The following is a 412-nucleotide window of genomic DNA, read 5'->3' as shown; positions in this document are numbered from 1 at the left end:
ACAAATAATGGAGCGGGTGATCGGGATCGAACCGACGACATCAGCTTGGAAGGCTGAGGTTATGCCATTTAACTACACCCGCATAGGTATAATATTTAGTATAAAATTCAAAGTGTCTTAATGGTGCGGCTGAGAGGACTTGAACCTCCACGGGATTTAACTCCCACTAGGCCCTCAACCTAGCGCGTCTGCCGATTCCGCCACAACCGCTAAAAGTATATATAAGATGTTTGTTCTTTTTAGCGACATCTTCCATTTTAACCTTTCGATAACACGATGTCAAGAACTTTTTTGTAACCTTTCTGTAAGTACTTTCGCTTGGTTGCTTAAGCTCTAACAGTTTAGATTTAAAATTATACTTACTTATAAACTATAAGTCAATGATTAATTTATATTTTTTTAAAATTAATGG

General features: G+C 37.4%; 2 tRNA genes. Both read right to left on the bottom strand.

The features are described 5' to 3' along the window. Positions 1-8: 8 nt before the first annotated feature. A tRNA-Gly gene (locus V6E76_RS11415) sits at positions 9-82 on the bottom strand. A gap of 39 nt (positions 83-121) precedes the next feature. Further along, positions 122-210 (bottom strand) — tRNA-Leu (locus tag V6E76_RS11410). Between the last annotated feature and the right edge of the window lie 202 nt (positions 211-412).

Origin of the sequence: Jeotgalicoccus huakuii (genome assembly GCF_036665975.1) — a bacterium.
GTDB lineage: Bacteria > Bacillota > Bacilli > Staphylococcales > Salinicoccaceae > Jeotgalicoccus > Jeotgalicoccus marinus.
Note: the sequence above shows the minus strand (reverse complement) of the source record. Positions and strands in the feature narration are given on the sequence as shown.